Raw genomic sequence first — 1,954 nt, 5'->3', positions numbered from 1 at the left:
TATTGGTGCGGCGATGATTGGTTGGTATGGCTGCGCTATGTTGTGCTACGTGACCCCTAAGGAGCACTTGGGGCTTCCAAATAAAGAAGACGTTAAAACCGGTATGATCACCTACAAGCTAGCTGCGCATGCTGCGGATTTAGCAAAAGGGCATCCGGGAGCACAAGTTCGTGACAATGCTTTATCAAAGGCACGTTTTGAATTCCGCTGGGAAGACCAATTTAACCTCGCTTTAGACCCCGATACCGCACGTGCATTTCATGATGAAACGCTGCCGCAAGAGTCTGGAAAAGTAGCGCACTTCTGCTCAATGTGCGGCCCTAAATTCTGCTCAATGAAGATTTCTCAAGAAGTCAGGGAGTATGCCAAAGATACAGAGCAAGTTGCCGCGGATCAGGCGATTTCTATCAAGATGTTAGATGACCCGCTGGAAGGCATGCGTAAGAAGTCTGAAGAGTTTCGTGCGACAGGTTCCGAGCTTTATCACCCAGCCGTGCACGCCGAGGCGGATGAGTAATGGCTAAAATCCTTATTCCGTCGTCGTTAATTCCGCTGACAGGATCTGTTCAGCAGTGCTTATTGTTGGCGAAAGAACAGGGTTTTAGTATTGATGAGATTGAGTTGGGCGTAAGCCCAACTCAATTTATTCAACTTGTTCTTGGGCAAAATACCTTTCGTGTAGGTACCGATCTGATTGACGTATGTGAGGAAGTAGAGACTGCCGATTTTGTGCTTTACTACAAATCAGGTCTATCGGTCTCAGAATGTCGCCAACAACCATCCTCGGCCATTTTTATTGGTATTGAAGACGTAGAGTCTAAGCACGATGATTCTGTTGAAACGACAAGCGCGGACGTGTTGGATATCTGGCGTCATCCAATCAATGATGAAATAAGAGCTCTGTCAGTTGCTTCTACTTCTAGAACTACAACTCTTCAAACCGATCAACACTTAGCGTGGACAGTAACGCTGCTTGCTCTCGATTTCCCTATTGAAGATGCTTTGACCTTGGCGCGCGCAATGGCGAATGTTTCACGTGAAACAATGGTCAAGCTGGAGTGGGCGTTTCAGTTTGCTGACTTTCCTATCCCTGTCCTAGAAGATTGTCGTTTAGGCATTAAAGTAGGTTGGTCATCACACGGACAGTCGGTCAACTTTCCTCATCTGAGCAAACAGAGTTTGGGTCTCTATCCGGTCGTGGACGACGTCAGTTGGATTGAGCGGTTGTTGCCATTGGGTATCAACACCATTCAACTACGTATCAAAGACCCCTATCAGCCAGACTTAGAACAGCAGATTGCACGCGCAATTGAACTCGGTCGTCAGTATGACGCTCAAGTTTCTATTAATGATTATTGGCAACTAGCAATAAAGCATGGCGCGTTCGGGGTTCATCTTGGTCAAGAGGATATCGAAGATTCCAATTTGAGCCAGTTGAGCACCGCAGGTATTTGCTTAGGTCTATCAACCCATGGTTATTATGAACTGCTGCGTATCGTCCAAATTAACCCAAGCTACATTGCGTTGGGGCATATCTTTCCGACCACCACCAAACAAATGCCATCCAAACCGCAAGGTTTGGTTCGCTTAGCCTTGTATCAAAAGCTGATCGATAGCATTCCATATGGTGAAAGTGTTGGCTATCCAACTGTGGCCATTGGTGGCATTGACCAATCAAACGCAGAGCAAGTTTGGCAATGTGGCGTGTCCAGTTTAGCGGTGGTTCGTGCGATTACCTTGTCCGAATCGCCGAAACAAGTGATTGAGTTTTTCGACCAACTGATGAGCACAACGAGCACCTCATTGGTAATGGAGGACTATCGTGCTTACTGATCAAGAATTCATTCGTTATCAGCGTCAAGTTTCGTTACCTGAAATCGGAGAATCGGGCCAAGCTCGTCTTGGTCAATCTCATGTGTTGCTCATCGGCTGTGGTGGGTTGGGACGTGCAGGA

Annotated in this window: 3 protein-coding genes; all 3 read left to right on the top strand. The window is 47.0% G+C overall.

The window, feature by feature from the left end:
* Nucleotides 1–517, top strand: a 517-nt coding sequence (locus R8N28_RS23880) for a phosphomethylpyrimidine synthase ThiC (RefSeq protein WP_318183504.1), incomplete at its 5' end; no start/stop codon positions are given.
* Nucleotides 517–1,833, top strand: a complete 1,317-nt coding sequence (locus R8N28_RS23875) for a thiamine phosphate synthase (protein ID WP_318183503.1) — start codon at nt 517–519, stop codon at nt 1,831–1,833. The genes R8N28_RS23880 and R8N28_RS23875, both read left to right, overlap by 1 nt.
* The coding region (locus tag R8N28_RS23870) for a ThiF family adenylyltransferase (protein WP_318183505.1) at nt 1,823–1,954 on the top strand (132 nt) is incomplete at its 3' end. The genes R8N28_RS23875 and R8N28_RS23870, both read left to right, overlap by 11 nt.

The organism is Vibrio sp. Vb1554 (genome assembly GCF_033344235.1).
This window is presented reverse-complemented; position numbering and strand designations above follow the sequence as displayed.